Annotated in this window: 12 protein-coding genes; 5 read left to right on the top strand and 7 right to left on the bottom strand. The window is 47.8% G+C overall.

Translation table 11 applies throughout. From position 1 onward, the window contains the following. Window positions 1-36: 36 nt before the first annotated feature. The 5 genes from ribBA to glyA form a co-directional block, all read right to left on the bottom strand. On the bottom strand, window positions 37-1,140 hold the full coding sequence (gene ribBA, locus DVO77_RS03725; protein WP_119977395.1) for a bifunctional 3,4-dihydroxy-2-butanone-4-phosphate synthase/GTP cyclohydrolase II: 1,104 nt from the start codon (window positions 1,138-1,140) through the stop codon (window positions 37-39). 67 nt (window positions 1,141-1,207) lie between these two features. Further along, window positions 1,208-1,879, bottom strand: coding sequence for a riboflavin synthase (locus tag DVO77_RS03720; RefSeq protein WP_119977394.1), 672 nt, complete (start codon window positions 1,877-1,879; stop codon window positions 1,208-1,210). A gap of 29 nt (window positions 1,880-1,908) precedes the next feature. After that, window positions 1,909-3,039: a bifunctional diaminohydroxyphosphoribosylaminopyrimidine deaminase/5-amino-6-(5-phosphoribosylamino)uracil reductase RibD gene (gene ribD / locus DVO77_RS03715; RefSeq protein ID WP_119977393.1), complete on the bottom strand. Its 1,131-nt coding sequence runs from the start codon at window positions 3,037-3,039 to the stop codon at window positions 1,909-1,911. A gap of 37 nt (window positions 3,040-3,076) precedes the next feature. Continuing rightward, window positions 3,077-3,541, bottom strand: coding sequence for a transcriptional regulator NrdR (nrdR, locus tag DVO77_RS03710; protein WP_110456799.1), 465 nt, complete (start codon window positions 3,539-3,541; stop codon window positions 3,077-3,079). Between the two features lie 122 nt (window positions 3,542-3,663). Next, window positions 3,664-4,920 carry a serine hydroxymethyltransferase gene (gene glyA, locus DVO77_RS03705; protein WP_119977392.1) on the bottom strand — a complete coding sequence of 419 codons (1,257 nt, stop codon included), beginning with the start codon at window positions 4,918-4,920 and terminating at the stop codon, window positions 3,664-3,666. A 391-nt stretch (window positions 4,921-5,311) separates the two neighbouring features. On the opposite strand from glyA, the gene ettA reads away from it, so the two are divergent. Further along, a complete protein-coding gene (ettA, locus tag DVO77_RS03700) occupies window positions 5,312-6,976 on the top strand; it encodes an energy-dependent translational throttle protein EttA (protein WP_119977391.1) in 1,665 nt (554 codons plus the stop codon). A gap of 444 nt (window positions 6,977-7,420) precedes the next feature. Then, complete coding sequence (locus DVO77_RS03695) at window positions 7,421-8,476, top strand: metallophosphoesterase (protein ID WP_249038106.1); 1,056 nt, start codon at window positions 7,421-7,423, stop codon at window positions 8,474-8,476. A 425-nt stretch (window positions 8,477-8,901) separates the two neighbouring features. On the opposite strand, the gene DVO77_RS03690 is transcribed toward DVO77_RS03695, so the two are convergent. Together DVO77_RS03690 and DVO77_RS03685 are read right to left on the bottom strand one after the other, a co-directional pair. Continuing rightward, window positions 8,902-12,009: a multidrug efflux RND transporter permease subunit gene (locus tag DVO77_RS03690; RefSeq protein WP_119977389.1), complete on the bottom strand. Its 3,108-nt coding sequence runs from the start codon at window positions 12,007-12,009 to the stop codon at window positions 8,902-8,904. Then, window positions 12,009-13,163, bottom strand: a complete 1,155-nt coding sequence (locus DVO77_RS03685) for an efflux RND transporter periplasmic adaptor subunit (RefSeq protein WP_119977388.1) — start codon at window positions 13,161-13,163, stop codon at window positions 12,009-12,011. The genes DVO77_RS03690 and DVO77_RS03685 overlap by 1 nt, the downstream gene beginning before the upstream one ends. A 363-nt stretch (window positions 13,164-13,526) precedes the next feature. Between DVO77_RS03685 and DVO77_RS03680 the strand changes: the two genes are divergently transcribed. The 3 genes from DVO77_RS03680 (at window position 13,527) to yiaY (ending at window position 16,175) form a co-directional block, all read left to right on the top strand. Then, window positions 13,527-13,961, top strand: coding sequence for a GNAT family N-acetyltransferase (locus tag DVO77_RS03680; protein ID WP_119977387.1), 435 nt, complete (start codon window positions 13,527-13,529; stop codon window positions 13,959-13,961). A 185-nt stretch (window positions 13,962-14,146) separates the two neighbouring features. Next, window positions 14,147-14,620, top strand: coding sequence for a LabA-like NYN domain-containing protein (locus DVO77_RS03675; protein WP_119977386.1), 474 nt, complete (start codon window positions 14,147-14,149; stop codon window positions 14,618-14,620). A gap of 406 nt (window positions 14,621-15,026) precedes the next feature. Beyond that, on the top strand, window positions 15,027-16,175 hold the full coding sequence (gene yiaY, locus DVO77_RS03670) for an L-threonine dehydrogenase (RefSeq protein WP_119977385.1): 1,149 nt from the start codon (window positions 15,027-15,029) through the stop codon (window positions 16,173-16,175). Window positions 16,176-16,672: the final 497 nt, after the last annotated feature.

The following is a 16,672-nucleotide window of genomic DNA, read 5'->3' as shown; positions in this document are numbered from 1 at the left end:
ATTTAAACCAAATGAGTTAATTTACTCACATGAGTATTAATCAGCAATATATTCAGTGACTTCTAACCCAAAGCCCGACAGCGAATGGTAACGCTTTGGCGAACTCAGCAGGCGCATCGTGGTGACGCCCACATCGGCCAATATTTGCGAGCCGATGCCCACTTGGCGTGAGGTGCCTTGCCATTGTGCTGGGGCTGCGGCTTCGCCTTTATCTTGAGCTTCAAATGCTTTGACCTTGGCCAAAATTTCACTGCTGTGCTCTTGATGACCCAGTAAGACTAATACGCCGCCTTCATCGGCAATACGCGCCATGGCTTTTTCGAGTGGCCAGCTGCGTTTTTCGTCGCGCTCAGAGTGAAGTAAGTCATTAAAGGTATTTTGCAGGTGTACCCGCACTAAGCTGTCTGGCTTAACGTCACCTTTAATAAGGGCATAGTTAAGTTGATTGTCTATGGTGTCACGGTAGGTGATCATCTCAAACTCACCAAAACGGGTTGGCAATTTGCACTTAGCCTCGCGCACCACTGTGGTCTCTTTGGTATTGCGATATTCGATTAAATCGGCAATGGTTCCTATTTTTAGGCCATGCTTTTCGGCAAAAACCTCAAGATCGGGACGACGCGCCATGGTGCCATCGTCATTAAGAATTTCAACGATAACAGCTGAAGGCTCTAAACCTGCAAGACGGGCAATATCACAGCCCGCTTCGGTGTGACCTGCGCGCACTAAAACGCCACCTTCTTGGGCCATCAGCGGGAAAATATGCCCTGGCTGCACAATATCGGTCGGCTTAGCATCTTTCGCCACAGCCGCTTTAACGGTCACGGCTCTATCTTGAGCAGAAATACCGGTTGTCACCCCTTCAGCAGCTTCAATCGACACGGTAAAGTTAGTCGAAAATTGCGCGTTATTGTTGGTGACCATCAAGGGTAAATTCAGCTGCTGACAGCGCGCTTTCGTCATGGTTTGGCAAATTAAGCCGCGTCCGAAAGTGGCCATAAAGTTGATCGCCTCAGGGGTGACAAGATCTGCCGCCATGATGAGATCGCCTTCGTTTTCTCTATCTTCGTCATCCATCAAGATAACCATTTTGCCTAAACGAATATCTTCGATAATCGCTTCTATGCTATGTAGTGTCATTGTTAGACCTTGAAATGTTCTTCTAGTAATAAATATTTAATCTGCTATTAGCGGGCATTACCAGCCTCTATCTTAAAAAGCCTGAGCGAGCTAACAGATCCATCGTCACTTCTGGGGCTTTGCTAACAGTTTCATCTGCATTATGCCCCGAATACGTCATTAAACGCTCTAAATGACGTGCAATCAGATCCACCTCGATATTGACGCTATCGCCAGTTTTTAAGTTGATAAGAGTGGTTTCACCCGCGGTATGCGGCACTATGGTTAATCGAAAACGTTCGCCTTGCACCTCATTCACCGTCAGGCTAACGCCGTCGATAGTAATGGAGCCTTTATGGGCGATATAACGCGCTAAGCCTTGAGGTGGCGTTAACCAAAATTCGATAGCCTTACCACGGTATTGCCTGTCGTCGACGTAAGCGACCCCATCCACATGACCACTCACCATATGACCGCCTAAACGTGTGGTCGGTGTAACGGCTTTTTCTAAATTGACCGCTTGCCCCACTTGATAATGAGCAAAACCGGTCAGCGACACTGTCTCGGCTGAGATATCGGCAACATAACCATCGCTCAAACATTCCACCACGGTGAGACACACGCCATTGGTGGCAATGCTATCACCAAGTTTGACATCGCTTAAGTCCAACTTACCACAGGCCACGGTGAGGCGAATATCGTCACCACGGCGCTCAATTTTCCTTAGATTTCCTACTGACTCAATGATCCCAGTAAACATCTTTACCTACTTGGTTGTTCTGCACTTGATTAGGAATGTGCACTTAAATTAAATGTAAAACGCGTATCGACACCGACCTTGCGCTCATCAGTTAACACTAACTTAGGCAGTTGCGCCATCTGAGTATAGTCGGGCAACAGGAGTAAATTACGCCCGTGGCCGCCAAGCAATTTAGGCGCTTGGTATAAGACCAACTCATCGGCCAGTTGCTGTGCCATAAAAGCTCCCGCCAAGGTGGCGCCAGCTTCGACCATCACGCTATTGCACGTTTGGCCTAAATGCGCCAGCAATGCTGCGAGCGGCACGCGCCCTTCTTGGGCGTCAAGCTGTAAATGGCTCACATGTGGTGGCCATGAGGCCTGTATCGACGGGCTATAAGGCCTGCAAGACACCAATAAGATAGGTGATGGAATGGCCAATAATGTTGCTTGGCTCCCTAGCCGAGCCTGACTATCGAGCACCACCCGCAATGGCTGCTTTAACAGCTCAACAGGCAGTGAATCGGCTAGGCTACCGAGCTCTTGATGGCGCACATTCATGCTGGGATCATCTTGCAAGACGCTATCGATGCCAGTTAGCACCGCACAATGACGCGCACGCATTCGCTGCACATCGCGGCGGGCATTGGCACCGGTTATCCACTTCGATGTGCCATTGGACAGCGCCGTTTTACCGTCTAAACTGGCGGCCAACTTGATGCTCACCCAAGGCAATCCAGTCGCCATTCGCTTCATAAAGCCTTGATTCAGCGCGGCCGCCTCATCACGCAGCAGATCGATATCGACCTCTATGCCTGCTTGCTGCAGCATCTTAATCCCCCGGCCAGACACCTGCGGATTAGGATCGGTTACCGCCACCACTACTCGCGCCACTTGCGCATCGATTAATGCCTGTGCACACGGCGGGGTACGACCATAGTGGCTACACGGCTCTAGAGTAACATAGGCGGTTGCTCCTTGGGCTTGCTCGCCTGCCATACGCAGTGCATGCACTTCGGCATGGGGGCCGCCCGCGGCAATATGATAACCTTGGCCGACTACCTTGCCTGCCAAGCTGATAACACAGCCCACGCTAGGGTTGGGTCGAGTGGTATAGCGCCCTTGACGCGCTAACTTAATGGCTTTTGCCATCATTTCAATATCAAATTTTGACCACACCATGTGCCATATCCATGCAATCTAATGATTAATAATCGGTTTATTTGGGCGACTTAGGACTCTGCAGTTTCGCAATGGCGTCACCAAACTCGGACACATCTTCAAAGGCACGATACACAGAAGCGAAACGGATATAGGCGACTTTGTCGAGGTTGACCAAGTGGTCCATCATCAAGTTACCTATCATCTCAGAGGTGACTTCACGCTCGCCAGTGGCGCGCAGTGTCGACTTAATCTTGCTTAGTGCCTGCTCAATTTCATCCATAGATACCGGACGTTTCTCGACTGCGCGTAACATACCGCCGCGCAGCTTTTCTTCATCGAATGGCTGGCGACTACCGTCTTGCTTAACCACTCGTGGCATGACTAACTCGGCGCCTTCAAAAGTGGTGAATCTTTCATGGCACTCAAGGCATTCACGGCGACGGCGAACCTGGTGGCCATCGGCAACCAAGCGAGAATCGATCACCTTAGTATCGGTTGCGCTGCAAAACGGACAATACATTGAGCCTCCAGCATAAAAGCACTTAAACAGATCGGTTGGCATACATAGAAAGCCAACTGAGAGATACAAAAATGGCCGCTATAATAGCGGCCATCGAAGTTTACCTGATTTAACCCTTAAGGTTAACCGTAAACGGGGAACTTAACGCACAAATCAAGTACCTGGTTTTTCACCCGCTCGATAGTAGCTTCGTTGTTGATGTCATCGAGCACATCACACATCCAGTTCGTTAACTCAACCGCTTGCGCTTCTTTGAAGCCACGACGAGTGATCGCTGGCGAGCCAATACGCAGACCCGAGGTCACAAAAGGTGAACGAGGATCGTTAGGCACTGAGTTTTTGTTCACTGTGATGTTGGCACGACCAAGTGCAGCATCAGCGTCTTTACCTGTGATATCTTTAGCAATCAAATCAAGTAGGAATAGGTGGTTGTCGGTACCGCCAGACACTACATCATAACCGCGTTGAATAAAGGTGTTTGCCATCGCTTTCGCGTTAACAACCACTTGCTCTTGGTACGTTTTAAACTCAGGCTCTAATGCTTCTTTGAACGCCACCGCTTTAGCCGCGATAACGTGCATCAATGGGCCACCTTGGCCACCTGGGAATACCGCAGAGTTTAGCTTCTTGTAAATATCTTCATCATCACAAGCCGACAAGATCAAGCCGCCACGTGGGCCAGCCAGAGTCTTATGGGTTGTGGTGGTCACCACGTGTGCATGTGGCAGTGGATTAGGATAGATACCCGCAGCCACTAGACCTGCAACGTGCGCCATATCGACAAACAGGTAAGCACCAACTTTGTCTGCGATTTCGCGGAACTTGCCCCAATCGATAATACCAGAGTAAGCACTGAAACCGGCGATGATCATCTTAGGTTGATGCTCAACGGCAAGGCGCTCAACTTCGGCGTAATCAATCTTGCCTGTGGTTTCGTCGATACCGTACTGCACGGCATTGTATAATTTACCCGAGAAGCTCACGTGAGAGCCATGGGTCAAGTGACCACCATGGGCAAGGCTCATGCCCAAAACAGTATCACCGCCTTGAAGTAGTGCCATAAATACCGCTGAGTTAGCTTGTGAGCCGGAGTGAGGCTGAACATTGGCGTAAGTGGCGCCAAATAGCTCTTTGGCGCGAGAAATTGCCAAGTCTTCGGCGATATCCACATACTCACAACCACCATAGTAACGCTTACCTGGGTAGCCTTCGGCATACTTGTTAGTCAGCTGAGAACCTTGCGCTTCTAGAACACGAGGGCTGGTGTAGTTTTCAGAGGCGATTAGCTCGATGTGCTCCTCTTGACGACGAGTTTCATCTTGGATCGCTTGAAACAGTTGTGGATCGAAGTCCGCAATATTCATCTCTTTTTTCAGCATTGGTCACTCCAGCTGTTAAAGTCTTATTTAAGTAGGGTTGCGCGGTATTCTACAGTGCAATTGATCACAATCCCAGCATTAGCAACATGAAATTAGCCGTAATTAAGCCTTAGAAATATTCATCCAAGCCCCCCGGTCGTCCCAATGCCGTAAGTGAGTCGTTGTTTGGCAAGCGGATTCTTTTTTAAAGCATAAAAGTGCTTATTTACAGAGTCTTGAGAAAAAACACTGTTTTCGTTTTAGGATAAACCTTGGGTGGCATAAACCGAAAAATCAGCCCAAAAGCAATTGATGCACACGCCGCCGGCGCCCATCTTCTAAAATACGATTTAAGTTCATACTCGATTGCAGTAGAATTGGCGCCATTGTTTTGTCGGAGAGTAAATTTGTTATGGCACAATTTGTTTATAGCATGCTACGAGTGGGCAAAATTGTCCCACCTAAAAAGCAGATCCTAAAAGATATTTCCTTAAGCTTTTTTCCTGGCGCCAAGATTGGTGTATTGGGTCTTAACGGCTCGGGTAAATCGACCCTACTGCGCATTATGGCCGGCCTAGATACCGACATTGAGGGTGAAGCCCGCCCCATGCAGGACCTTAAAATCGGTTACCTGCCCCAAGAGCCTAAGCTGGATGAACAGCAAACCGTACGTGAAGCGATTGAAGAAGCGGTCAGCGAGGCGAAAAATGCTCTTACCCGCTTAGATGAAGTCTATGCGTTGTACGCCGAGCCCGATGCCGACTTTGATGCGTTAGCCAAAGAACAAGGCCGCCTCGAAGCCATTATTCAAGCGCAAGATGCCCACAACCTCGACAACATCTTAGAGCGCGCCGCAGATGCGCTGCGTCTACCTGATTGGGACACTAAAATTGAAGTCTTATCTGGGGGTGAGCGTCGCCGTGTGGCCTTGTGTCGTTTACTGCTCGAAAAACCCGATATGTTGCTGCTCGATGAGCCGACCAACCATTTGGATGCCGAGTCGGTCGCTTGGCTAGAGCGCTTCTTACAAGATTACACTGGCACCGTTGTGGCCATTACCCACGATAGATACTTCCTCGACAACGCCGCAGGTTGGATTTTAGAACTTGACCGTGGCGAAGGGATCCCTTGGGAAGGCAACTACTCTTCTTGGCTTGAGCAAAAAGATGCCCGCCTTAAACAAGAGTCGGCCACCGAAAACGCCCGCCAAAAAACCATTGCCAAAGAACTTGAATGGGTTCGCCAGGGGGCTAAAGGCCGGCAATCTAAGGGCAAGGCCCGTATGGCGCGTTTTGAAGAGCTTAATACTAACGATTACCAAAAGCGAAACGAGACGAACGAACTCTTTATTCCACCTGGGCCCCGCTTGGGTGACAAGGTGATTGAAGTTAACAACCTGACCAAGTCTTATGGCGATCGCGTCCTTATCGACAATTTAAGCTTCTCAGTGCCCAAAGGCGCTATCGTGGGCATTATCGGTGCCAACGGCGCGGGTAAATCGACCCTGTTTAAGATGCTTACCGGCGCCGAGCAGCCTGATAGTGGCAGCATCGAAATTGGTGAGTCGGTGAAGATTGCCTCGGTGGATCAGTTCCGTGATTCGATGAATGATAAAAATACCGTTTGGCAAGAGATCTCCGGCGGCCAAGATATCATGCGGATCAACAACACCGAGATCCCAAGTCGCGCCTATGTGGGTCGCTTTAACTTCCGTGGTGGCGATCAGCAAAAAATTATCGGCACGCTCTCGGGTGGTGAGCGTAACCGAGTTCATTTAGCCAAACTGTTGCAAGCGGGCGGTAACGTACTATTACTCGATGAACCCACCAACGATTTAGACGTAGAAACCTTACGCGCCTTGGAAGAAGCCCTGCTTGAATTCCCAGGTTGCGCCATGGTTATCTCCCATGACCGTTGGTTCCTCGACAGAATCGCTACCCATATTTTAGATTATCGCGATGAAGGTCAAGTCAACTTCTACGAAGGTAACTACACCGAGTACACCACTTGGTTAAAAGAGACCTTAGGCACCGATGCCATCGAGCCTCATCGCCTAAAATACAAGCGCATCAGCTGATCTCATTTACGTTCGAAATCGCCAGCCCCATGCTAGCGAGCTCAGGTAAATAGGATAACGGCTTAAAGCGACCAAACGGAGACCTTAGGGTCTCCGTTTTCTATTAGCATCAACTTAGGCATATTTAAGGAGCTTATTTTCAATGACGTGTGTTTGAGACTGACATTTTAACGCAGAAGTTTAAGGCTTATGTTTGAGGCAGGGATGAACAGACTTAAACGAGGTGAGTTTCATCAGATCTCTGGCTATCCTACAGCTCCTATCGCCTGGAGCTACACCAACAAATACACACACAGCAATGCAAAATAGTGCTAACATCTCTGGCAACAACTCACAGCCACAAACCGAGAATTCGCGCGCTCAATACGTCCAAAACCCCGCGAGCGCCGACAGAATAAAAGAGAGAGACCTTTGAAGCCCCTGCAATCTATCCATTTGTTTTGGCTGTTATTACTCAGCCACAGTTCGCTTGCCACTCCACTGGCGCCCCAAGACAATACGCCTATCTATGATGGCCCCTATGTGTTTATCGAACCAGGGGCTGCCCAGCCGCAAACGGCGCACTGGATCTGCCACAATCAATTAGCTCAAACCCCAATTAAGCAAGCCAAGCTAAGCCGCCCCAGTGATTGCGCCCAATTGCCTGAGCCCACATTAAATTCTCATGCGACAGCGCTGCTGCCCGATACTTATGAAGGGGTAAACAAAGTGATTGCCCTGAGCGATGTTCACGGTCAATACGATGTACTGATTAACTTGCTGCGTCGTCATAAGGTTATCGATAGTCAACTACACTGGGCCGCAGGAGATGCGCACTTGGTAATGACCGGCGATATGTTTGACCGCGGCCATCAGGTCAATGAAGTCCTGTGGTTTATGTATCAACTCAACCAGCAAGCCCAAGCCGCTGGTGGCCAACTGCATCTGTTAATGGGCAACCACGAACAAATGGTGATGCGCGGTGACCTCCGCTATGTGCATCCGCGCTATCAAACCGCCAGCGAACAGCTGGGGCGCAGTTATGATGCACTCTATGCTAATGACACAGTACTAGGCCAATGGCTTAGAAGTAAGCACACCATAGTCAAAATTAATGACACGCTATTTTTACACGGTGGCATAAGCCAAGAGTGGATCGATCGTAAATTAACCTTAAGCCGTGTCAATGCCTTATATCGACAACATATCGATAAGTCTAAGCCCGAACTGAAGCAAGATGATTTACTTAACTTTTTATTTTTCGGCAATGGTCCCACTTGGTACCGTGGCTACTTTAAAGCTAACTTTAATCAGCAGGAGCTAGACAACATCTTGGCCTACTTTAACGTAAAGCGGATTGTGGTGGGCCATACCTCACAATCACAAGTATTAGGCCTGTTTGATAACCAAGTGATCGCGGTCGATAGCAGCATCAAACTGGGTGAGTCCGGTGAACTACTGATTATCGAGGATAATCAATTAATCCGTGGCCACTATGATGGCGCGCGTTCAATATTGTAACTGTACCTTACCTCTAGCAAGCCGCAGTGAGTAAAACGGTTAGTTGGTATGATAAAAGAGTGGTGTATCTGTCGTTAGGCATTACAGATACATACGCCATACCGCTGTCAATAACAGCGGTATGGCTAGGGCCTGTTGATCTTTCAAGGTTGTTTTTGCAGCGAATTGCTGGGTATTTATACAAGGCAGAAGCTTTGTAGTGTAGTTATTCTACATAAAAAGCTGAGAACCCAGTAAAAATACCCAACAAACGCTGCCCGAAGGGTTCGGCTAAAAACGTTTTACTCTTTGTTAAGTGAATTTTGCTTAGATGACTAGGCTGCAATCCACTCGCCTCGATTAACACGTTTTTGTCTAGAACAACATTCAACCAACAAAGATCAACAGGCCCTAGTCAAGCTAGACTGAAAAACCTTCCCCTAACCTCAAGCTTTAGTCCCTTGTTGCTGAGCCTCGATAGCCTGCTGTAACTGCGCCTCGACAAAACCTGGTGAAGTCGTGTGACCCGATATTAAGCGGTACATAGCTGGGATCACCAACAGGGTGATAAAGGTGGCGAAAGCCATACCGAAAAACACCACAGTCCCCACCGCAATGCGGCTCTCCGCCCCAGCACCAGTTGACATAATTAAAGGAACAGCACCAATTAAGGTGGTAAATGCGGTCATTAAGATCGGCCGTAAGCGCCGGGCTGAAGCATCGATAATCGCCTGCTCAATATCGCTACCACGATCCCGAAGTTGGTTGGCAAACTCTACGATCAAGATACCGTTTTTGGTCACCATACCGATCAACATGATCATGCCAATTTGGCTATAAATATTCAGTCCTTGGCCCGTAAGGTATAACCCGAGGAAACCACCAAACACCCCCATAGGCACAGTAAACATCACCACCAGTGGATTGATAAAGCTCTCAAATTGCGCCGCCAATACTAAATAAGCCACCAGCAAGGCTAATGCGAACACCACCATCACACTGCTTTGATTCTCTTTAAAATCTTTCGACTCGCCAGTATAACTCACCGAAATGTCACTGGGTAAATGTTCAATCGCCTTGGCATCGAGAAAGTCTAACGCCTCACCTAAGGTATGGCCCTCAGCTAAACTGGCTTTTAGGGTTATGGACTTCAGCTTATTGTTATGGCTCAGTTTATGAGCCGAAGCCACCTCGTCAATAAGCGTTATCGCATCCAGCGAGATCAACTCCCCTGTCGCAGTGCGCATATAGATTTGGCTTAAATCCGCCATGCTGTTAAAGCTGTCTTCATCTCCTCGCAGATAGACATCATATTCTTCACCGCGATCGATAAAAGTAGTTTCGCTGCGCCCACCTAACATCACCTCTAAGGTTTGCGACACTTCGGCGACGCTGACGCCCAATTGTGCGGCGCGCACTTTATCAACAGTCACCAACAACTCTGGCGTTGTTTGCGCATAATCTAAGTCAACACCTTCGAGCATTGGAGACAATTGAGCCTCCTGTTGCATAATACTGGCCCACTTAAACAACTCATCATAATCGGCGCCGCCAAGCACAAATTGTACGGGCTCACTGGATTGCCCTCGAAACCCGGGCAAGAGCGGGTACACCATCACATCGGGGATCCCTTTTAATGCTTTAGCGACCACAGCCAATGCTTGCTGCGCATTAACGCTGCGATCTTGCCAGTCTTCCAACTGTATGATCACAAAGCCTGTGTTATCGCCAGCACGGCCACCAAAGGCTGGGGATTGGATACTAAATGACTTAACTATCCCCTCGCCTAACAGCGGCATTAAACGTTGTTCGACAATATCGACATTGGCAGTCATGCGGTTATAACTGGTGCCTTCAGCCCCTTTAATAAAAGCAAAAATAACGCCGCGATCTTCTTGCGGTGCCAATTGTGCAGGTACCTGCTGCAGCAAGAGACCACTGCCGATAATACACGCTAAGATCACCAGCGGAGCCCCAGCACGCCATTGGACGGCTTGCGCCACACTGCGGCGATAATGCAACTCTAATCGGCTAAAGATCCTGTCCATCAAACGGTTAAAACCATTAGGTTTAACATTGGCCTTGAGCATTTTACTGCCAAGCACTGGGGTTAATGTGAGTGCCACGATAGACGAGAAGATCACCGACATGGCCAACATGACAGAAAACTCGGTAAATAAGCGCCCGACCATGCCATCCATAAAAGAGATCGGCAAAAACACCATGACTAATACCGCCGTTGTCGCCACCACAGCAAAGCCCACTTCTTGGGCACCTTTGTAAGCGGCCAGCAGTGGCGGTTCGCCTTTTTCGATATGATGGAAGATATTTTCCACCACTACGATGGCATCATCCACCACTAAGCCAATAGAGAGAATAAGTGCCATCAAAGTCAATAAGTTAATTGAAAAGCCGAAATAGTGCGCCGCAATAAAGGAGGAGATAAGGGAAACTGGCACGGTGACGGCAGGAATGAGTGTGGCCCGAGCCTGACCGATAAAGATATACAGCACCAGTATCACCAGCGCCCCCGTAATGTACAAGGTGTTATATACCTCGTTGATGGAGCGGTCGATAAAGATGGTCGAGTCATAATCGACCACCAATTGGGTCCCTTCAGGTAAAAACTTTTGCAGCTTATCGACCTCAAGGTGCACTTTTTTAGCGACATCGAGAGGGTTGGCATCTGACTGCGCCACTATGCCTAAACTAAGGTTAGGTACGCCGTCACTCTTAAAGGTGGAGTTTTCATTTTCGGCGCCAATAAACACCGAAGCCACATCTTTAAGGTAAATTGGAGTACCATCGCTTGCCGTACGCACTAACAGGTAGTCAAAATCTTCTGGCTGATGATACAGACGAGCGGTACGAACCGTCATGACGGTGACATCATTGCGCACCTCGCCCCCAGGGCTTTCAATATTTTCATTACGCAGCGCGGTAATAATATCGCTGGTGGTGACGTTACGCCCAGCCATCTGCTCAGGATTAAGCTGCACATACATTACTTTGTATAATCCACCAGAAAGAGTGATGGAGCTGACACCACTGATCAGGCTAAACCTGTCTTCGAGCACCCGCTGCGCGTAATCGGTCAGCTGAGTACGATCCATGGTCGATGAGCTTAAATTAATGTAAACCGAAGGTTCACCCGAGCCATTATCTTTAGATACAATAGGGTCATTTGCTTCTTCAGGCAGGCGGCGCTGAGCACGGGCCACCGCATCACGTACATCACTGACCCCTTCGGTCAGATCCCAATCAAGATCGAAGGTCACGGTAATACGGGACATGCCATTACGCGTGGTGGAGGTGATCTCATCGATACCACTGATCCCAGTAAGTTCATCTTCGAGCACTGTGGTTATCTGGCTTTCCATAATGGTCGCAGAGGCACCTTCATAGGTGGTCATCACAGTCACCACAGGGCTTTCAACGTCGGGCATCTCCCGCACAGCCAACTTAGAAAAAGAGACCATACCGAACACGCATAATAGCAGGCTCAAAACGATGGCAACCACCGGGCGTTTAACCGAGACATCAGACAATAGCATTAGCCTCGCCCTCCTTGAGTTGCAGGCGTAACCCCCACATCATCACCGCTGGCCAAGGTCTCTTGAGTGCTTAAATGGGCTGAGGCAACCTCCTCAATTTTCAGGCCATCACGCATATTGACTAGCCCCTGCACCACTATCTTATCGCCGCTATTAACGCCTTCACTTATCAGCACTTTATCGTCAATACGTGCACTTAAGGTAACTTGTGTTCGACGCGCAACATTGTCACTGTCGATAATATAAACAAAACGCTTAGTACCTGAATACTCTAGTGCTTGCACTGGCACGATTGGCTGTTTAATGGGTGCGAAACCAATATTGGCAGACATCAACATACCCGGTTTTAACTTCTGCTGCGGGTTATCGAAATTAACTCGCACCTTAAGGTTTAGGGTCTCTGGGTTGATGCGCGGATCGATTGCCACAACGTGGCCCACAAAGCGTTCATCTGGCCAGGCTCGACTCGTTGCGGTAACCGACATGCCGAGTTGTAAACGTGACAGATAGAGTTCGGGGACTTGAATATCCAGTCGCATTGAAGCCAAATCATCTAAGCTGAGCAGCTCGCTGCCCACACTGACCATCTTACCAACACTAAAATCCACCAGCCCGGCCGTCCCCGAAAAAGGTGCGCTGATCAGGTGAAGATCCAGCTCGGCTTGCGCCGCTTGCAAGCGTGCCAAGGCGATATCGACACTGGCTTTTTGGGCATCGATTTCGGTTTGAGTGATAGCGTTATTACCAATAAGCTTTTGGAACTCCGTTAGCTTGCGTTGTTCATCTTGCCAATAGGCTTGCGCCTGAGCCACATTGGCTTTAGCTCGCGTGTGTTCGAGCACCACTAAGGTCTGACCCGCGACTATTGCTTGGTTAGCATCCACATTAATACGAGTGATTTTTCCCGCTACTTCGGCGGCTATCTGCACCGAGCGATTAGCCTCAAGCTTGCCAACCAGTGACAGATGCTGGCTCAACTCCTGCTGGGCAACGACTGATGTCACCACAGGAATGACTCGCATTTTTTTAGCCACTTGCTCACTCCCCTCTGTCGCTTGCGAGTCTAGGCTTGGGCTGAGTATAAATGGGATCAATAAAGCGGCTGATAAACTTAAAATAATAATCGTGCTGGTAGTTAAACGCGGTTTTTTCATTATTGATTATTCGTCGATTAAAAAGTCCATTAGAAAGTGGCTGTCATTTTAAAGGCAAATCATCGTTTATAGGGTAAATCAGTGTAAATGCACGCAAATCAGCACCAAAAAAGCAACGCCAACAGATCAAACAAGCAACCAAATAACACAACCAGAAACAAAGGTGGCACACAATAACGACAAATGAGCAAACTTCACACAGAAATAACTTGATCCAGCTCACGCTATTGCCATGGTTAAGATATCAAGCGTTGACTCCCCTAGATGACAAATAACAGATAAGACTTGGCTATTTCGAGCGCCAACGCATTCTGCTAGGCTTAGTGAACCCCATACAAGAATAAGACTTTCATAGGATAAGCCGTGACGCTATATTGGCTCGACCCTTCGATGCGCCAACAGGCGTTTATTTTTTACAAGCGTTATATGCCTCATGCCCGACTGCGAAAAAAAGAGCGCCTTGCGGTCAAATATTTCAACGATAATCCTCAACAACCAATAATTGCTGCGGTAAGGTTAAGAGCCATAGGGCCATATCAGTTATTGACTGGCATGTTGGTTCATCCAGACCATCGCAACCAAGGCCTAGCTCATCACCTAATGCGCTCACTGTCGCCTGAGCTCAATACCTGCGCCCATTTTTTATTTGCACTCCCCGAGCTAGAGCCTTTTTATCGCCAACATCAATTTAGCACCGAAGGCGTGTTCCCCGTAGAAATAGCGCAATTACATCGACGTTATTTTAATCAAGGAAAATCCCTCACGCCGATGTACTTTAACAACCAGCCAGATGATTAACTCACCAAATAATTCTCTCTTAATGATGCAATAGACGGATAATTCATCACTGAACAAGAGCTAGTAGCTACAACTAAAGTACTGCCTATCGGTGTGCAATCATTAAAGGGAATACAGGGTTATCACTATGGTGGTGCAATCCTTGTGCTATAGTGGCGCAATCATGCTCAATTTCGGAACACTCCTTGAAAAAACTCGCCGTATTTGTCGATGTACAAAATATCTATTACACCTGTAAAGAAGCTTATGGCCGCCAATTTAACTACCGAAAACTCTGGCAACATTTAAGTTATGAAGGCGATATTGTCATCGCTAATGCCTATGCCATCCATCGTGGTGACGATGGCCAGCTGAAATTCCAAGATGCGCTCAAACACATAGGCTTCGATGTGAAACTTAAGCCCTTTATTCAGCGCAGTGATGGCAGTGCTAAAGGCGACTGGGACGTGGGTATTACCATTGATATCATGGAGTCAGCTGATGAGGTCGATAGCATTATTTTGCTTTCGGGTGATGGTGATTTTGCCCTTTTGCTACAACACATCAGCCAAAAATACCGACTGGAAACCCAAGTTTATGGCGTCCCCAAACTGACCGCGAAAGGGCTTATTGATGCGGCGGCACAATTTCATAATATTGATGCAGCCTTGCTGCTTTAAAACTCCGTCTTTTCTATTCGCTGATATCGACGCTAAAGAGAATCATAGATAACACCGCCATTCTACAAATAACTAAACGGGTTATTGACATTGCGCATTAGGGCAGTAGAGTTGTACCGTTTCGACACAAAAAATAGCCAAACCAGTTAGTTCACCTACATTTCGATAACAAATAACTCTTTGAAAGACAAGCGGATAAATTACTTTTTTATTAATTTACATTGTTTGTCGTATTTATCGCCATACTCGCCCCCCAGTTGGTCTAGCACTGGCCATTACTTGATCTAGATCACGCTTTTAGCCAGGTGAGGTTGTTAGGTTAGGGACAGTCAAACCAGAACGTTTAAATATCAAATTTACATACCTAGGTAACGTTTAAATACGAACCCATAATAAGGAGATTTTAATGGCTGCTAAATTTTTTATCCCATCAGTAAACGTGTTAGGGCAAGGTGCCGTTGACGATGCTATCGGAGATATCAAAACATTAGGCTTTCAACGGGCGCTGATCGTAACCGACAAGCCGCTCATGGATATTGGACTTGTCGGGCAAGTAACTGAAAAACTCGGAAACGCAGGTATCACTTCTACCGTATTTGACGGAGTGCAGCCTAATCCAACACTAGGCAATGTCGAAGCGGGTCTCGCGCTACTTACCGCCAATAAATGTGACTTTGTCATCTCGTTAGGCGGTGGTTCATCTCATGATTGCGCTAAAGGGATCGCCTTAGTGGCAACCAATGGTGGCAGCATTAAAGATTATGAAGGCTTAGACATGTCAACTAAGCCACAATTGCCCTTGGTAGCCATTAACACCACTGCCGGCACCGCCAGTGAAATGACCCGTTTCTGTATTATTACCGATGAAGCGCGCCACATTAAGATGGCCATTGTTGATAAGCACACTACCCCAATCTTATCGGTAAACGATCCAGAGTTAATGCTGCTTAAGCCTGCTGGCCTCACAGCCGCGACAGGGATGGATGCCCTGACTCACGCCGTAGAAGCTTACGTATCAACAGCTGCTAACCCCATTACCGATGCCTGCGCAATCAAGGCTATCGAACTCATCAAGGGTAACCTGGTAGAAGCCGTTGAAAATGGTAAAAGCATCGATGCTCGTGAACAGATGGCCTACGCTCAATTTCTAGCCGGAATGGCATTTAATAATGCAAGCCTAGGTTATGTACACGCAATGGCGCATCAGCTAGGGGGCTTCTATGACCTTCCCCATGGTGTGTGTAATGCACTCCTACTGCCTCATGTACAAGCTTATAACGCACAAGTGGCAGCGCCTCGCCTAAAAGATGTGGCTAAAGCTATGGGGGTTAATGTTAATTCGATGAATGATGAACAAGGCGCCCAAGCAGCAATTGATGCGATTAAGGCGCTTTCAGTTGCGGTGAAGATCCCTGAAAATCTCAGCAAGCTCGGTGTTAAAGCAGAAGACATTCCAACCCTTGCCGATAATGCGCTTAAGGATGCTTGTGGTTTTACTAACCCTAAACAAGCGACCCACGCCGAGATTTGTCAGATTTTTGAGCGAGCACTTTAATACCGGTGATGCAAGCCAACGAGGGAACAAGCACCAGAAGAGTGGCGTAGCAAACTAGTTCTTTAGTTTTATTTACGCTAATATCCTTATTAGCTGGCTTTTTCCCTGCAACGATTTTGCTTGCTATAAGCGCGCCTCAGTCGACGACTTGGCGCGCTTTTCTATTACCGCGATGTACAAGGTAAGATCAATACAGATAAGGGTAAACAGATAGGCACGTCCCCCTAATTTAAGGTCAGCAGCGATTATCGCGATTTAAATCCAAAATAAAACGACTCAATCTGTCAACTTAATGCAATGATTGCTATGGCTATAGCCAAGATGCGGCCTAGATCATCAAGAGAGTCGCAAAAATAAAGCGTGCAAAGTCTGCAAAGACTGTTATTATGCACTCGCTCTGTTGTTCAAGAGTTATTAAAAAAGTAAAAGTAAAAGTAAAACCCTAAGCCAAATCCTCACCCTTTTTGTACTCAGCGTTTCCCTTAGCTTCTCGTCAT

Origin of the sequence: Shewanella algidipiscicola (assembly GCF_003605125.1) — a bacterium.
Taxonomy (GTDB): Bacteria; Pseudomonadota; Gammaproteobacteria; order Enterobacterales; family Shewanellaceae; genus Shewanella; species Shewanella algidipiscicola.
Note: the sequence above shows the minus strand (reverse complement) of the source record. Positions and strands in the feature narration are given on the sequence as shown.